The sequence below is a fragment of the Mycobacterium sp. genome (genome assembly GCF_049585075.1).
Lineage (GTDB): Bacteria > Actinomycetota > Actinomycetes > Mycobacteriales > Mycobacteriaceae > Mycobacterium.
In genome coordinates this window covers 1-3112 of the sequence record NZ_JBAUZA010000147.1, presented here as the reverse complement: position 1 = coordinate 3112, position 3112 = coordinate 1, and the positions used below count along the sequence as shown (strand labels likewise).

The window sequence follows — 3112 nt, the reverse complement described above, 5'->3', positions numbered from 1 at the left end:
GCTGGCCAGTCGTGATTCCGCGGCGCTGGCCGACGTGGCTGCCGGCTTGGCCGACCGCGGGCTGCATCCGGCTGCCGTCGACGCATCCGCCCAGGCGCAGCGCGGTTAGCTGCTCAGATACTCCCGCAGCATCGCTACCGCGGCGGTGATCTGGTCGACGGGCACCCGCTCGTCGCGGGTATGCGCCAGGTTGGGGTCGCCCGGTCCGTAGTTGACCGCGGCAATGCCCCGGGCGGCGAACCGGGCCACGTCGGTCCACCCGTATTTCGCTCGCACCTGCCCGGCGGCGGCCTCGACCAGAGCCTTGGCGGCGGGCTTGGACAACCCGGGCAGCGCACCGGCGGCAAGGTCGGTCTGCTCGATCCGCACGTCGAGGCCGGCGAAAACCTCATGGACGTGGCGCAATGCGGCCTCTGCTGAGCGGTCAGGCGCGAAGCGGAAGTTCACCGTCACCGACGCGGCGTCGGGTATGACATTGCCGGCGACACCGCCATCGATCCTTACCGCCGACAATCCCTCGCGGTAGGTGCAGCCGTCGATCTCTACATTGCGGGGCTGATAGCCCGCCAGTCGGTCGAGCACAGCGCCCAGCTTGTGAATGGCGTTGTCGCCCAACCACGATCGCGCTGAGTGGGCTCGGGTTCCGGTCGCCTGGACGACCACCCGCAGCGTGCCCTGACAGCCCGCCTCGATGAAGCCGCCGGTCGGTTCACCAAGGATCGCGACGTCGGCCGATAGCCAGTCGGGTAGCTCGCGTTCGATGCGTCCCAAACCGTTTGCGGCCGAATCGATTTCCTCGCAGTCGTAGAACACCAACGTCAGGTCGTGTGCGGGTGCGGTGACAGTGGCGGCCAGATGAAGGAATACGGCGTCGCCCGACTTCATGTCGGTGGTGCCGCAGCCGTATAGCGCATCACCGTCGCGTCGGCTCGGCAGGTTGTCGGCCACCGGGACGGTGTCCAGGTGCCCGGCGAGAAGAACCCGTGTCGGTCGGCCCAGCGCTGTGCGCGCCAGCACCGCATTGCCGTTGCGGATGATCTCGTACCCCAACGCTTGGGGAGTCTGGGCCCCCAGCGCGGCTTCGACCTCGTCGGCGATGCGCTGTTCCTGCCGCGACTCACTGGGTATATCGACCAGAGCTGCGGTCAGCTCGATCGGGTCGCCGCGGAGGTCCAGCACGATTCCAGCGTAGTGGGTGGGTAGCGTGGGCCACGTGACTGCAGCTTCCGGCATTGGGGTGGCGACGTTGGCCGGCAACGGGTCGATCCTCGACACTTGGTTCCCCGCACCTGAACTGATCGAATCCGGCGATGGCGGTACGGTGCGGCTCTCGGTGGCTGAGGTTCCCGACGAGTTGGCCGCGCTGGCCGGACGCGACGAGGCCCGCGGTACCGAAACCGTGGTGGTGCGCACCGTGATCGGCTCGCTGGACGACAAAGCCGTCGATGCGTACGACGCCTATCTGCGACTGCATTTGCTCTCGCATCGCCTGGTCGCGCCGCACGGGCTCAATGCCGATGGCTTCTTCGGCGTCTTGACCAATGTGGTGTGGACCAACCACGGGCCCTGCGCGGTCGAGGGTTTCGAGACGGTGCGGGCCCGGCTGCGCAGTCGCGGCCCGGTCGCCGTCTACGGCGTGGACAAGTTTCCCCGGATGGTCGACTACGTCCTGCCGACCGGGGTGCGTATTGCCGACGCCGACAGGGTCCGGTTGGGCGCCCATCTTGCGTCGGGCACGACGGTGATGCACGAGGGATTCGTCAACTACAACGCCGGCACCTTGGGCGCCTCGATGGTCGAGGGCCGCATCTCGGCGGGCGTGGTAATCGGCGACGGCTCCGACATCGGCGGCGGCGCGTCAATCATGGGAACGCTGTCCGGTGGTGGCACCGAGGTGATCTCCATCGGCAAGCATTGTCTGCTCGGCGCCAACGCGGGGCTGGGCATTTCACTCGGTGACGACTGCGTCATCGAAGCCGGCCTGTATGTTACTGCGGGCACCAAAGTCGTGATGCCCGAAGGAAATTCGGTCAAGGCGCGTGAGCTATCCGGGGGCAGTAACATGCTGTTCCGTCGCAACTCGGTGACCGGCGCTGTGGAAGTCGTGTCCCGCGACGGTCGCGGTATCGCACTGAACGAGGACCTGCACGCCAACTGAACAGGCGCCACCCCGCAGGCGCCGGCGACGCCTCTATCGATCCGTCGCGCTCCAAATGCCCGGTTATCGTTGGGCCGCAGTGTAATCCGACCAACGGCGCTATCCAGCTCGCGCCCGAACTGTTCATTGCGCCCCGATCGCTGCCAGTGACTAACAGCAAATTTTAAGCATACTTACAGCTCTTATGCATTGCTGATGAACCTGCCAAGGTGTATGTAACAGCGTCAAATTCAAAGTGCTTTTGCCACAGCGCTTTTCCCTATTCGCGGGATTCAGCTGAACATGACACACTACCAGCGCAAGTCTGCTGAAATGAACCTAAGTCGACCTTTTTCGACAACCTAACTCTAAAGGAGCAAACACATGTCTTTTGTGACGACTCAGCCTGACGCATTGGAATACGCGGCGGGCAAGCTGGAGGGCATCGGTACGTCGTTGGCCGCGCAGAACGCATCGGCGGCCGCCTCGACCACGGGTGTGGCTCCCGCTGCCGCTGACGAGGTGTCGGCGCTGCAGGCGACCCAGTTCACCGCCTACGGCAACCTCTACCAGCAGGTGAGCGCGGATGCCACGGCGATTCATCAGGCATTCGTACAAATGCTGGGTACCAGTGCGGATTCCTACGGCGCCACCGAGGCCGCCAATTCGACTGGGACCGGTGCAGCAGGGTTGGGCGGTTTCTCGCTCTTGGGCCAGTTGACTCAGTTCGGGCAATTCGGCGTGATCCCGGGCGCATTGTCCAACGGAAGCATGATCGGGATGTTCGGAGGTAACCCGTTTATCTCGGCGGCCTCAAGCCTTAAGGCAACGGCCCCGGCTGCCGCCAGTGTGGGTGGCGGTACCGAGGCGACCGGCGCGGCGAGTGCAGAGTTGGGCGGCCTGTCGCTGGCCGGTGCGACCAATGTCGGCGCGACCCCGGTGGCGGCCGGTCTGGGCCAGGCTTCGGTGGTCGGC

3 protein-coding genes are annotated in these 3112 nt (G+C 65.4%); 2 read left to right on the top strand and 1 reads right to left on the bottom strand.

Going from position 1 to position 3112, the window contains the following annotated elements; all coding sequences use genetic code 11:
- Positions 1-105 precede the first annotated feature (105 nt).
- Positions 106-1179 (bottom strand): succinyl-diaminopimelate desuccinylase, encoded by a 1074-nt coding sequence (dapE, locus tag WB785_RS06970; RefSeq protein ID WP_424078076.1) that lies wholly within the window; start codon positions 1177-1179, stop codon positions 106-108.
- A 25-nt stretch (positions 1180-1204) separates the two neighbouring features.
- On the opposite strand from dapE, the gene dapD reads away from it, so the two are divergent.
- Both dapD and WB785_RS06960 read left to right on the top strand, forming a co-directional pair.
- Entirely contained in the window at positions 1205-2158 is a 954-nt protein-coding gene (gene dapD, locus WB785_RS06965) for a 2,3,4,5-tetrahydropyridine-2,6-dicarboxylate N-succinyltransferase (RefSeq protein WP_424078075.1), read from the top strand.
- A 363-nt stretch (positions 2159-2521) separates the two neighbouring features.
- Positions 2522-3112 (top strand): PE family protein (locus WB785_RS06960; RefSeq protein ID WP_424078073.1); only part of this gene is annotated, 591 nt, incomplete at its 3' end.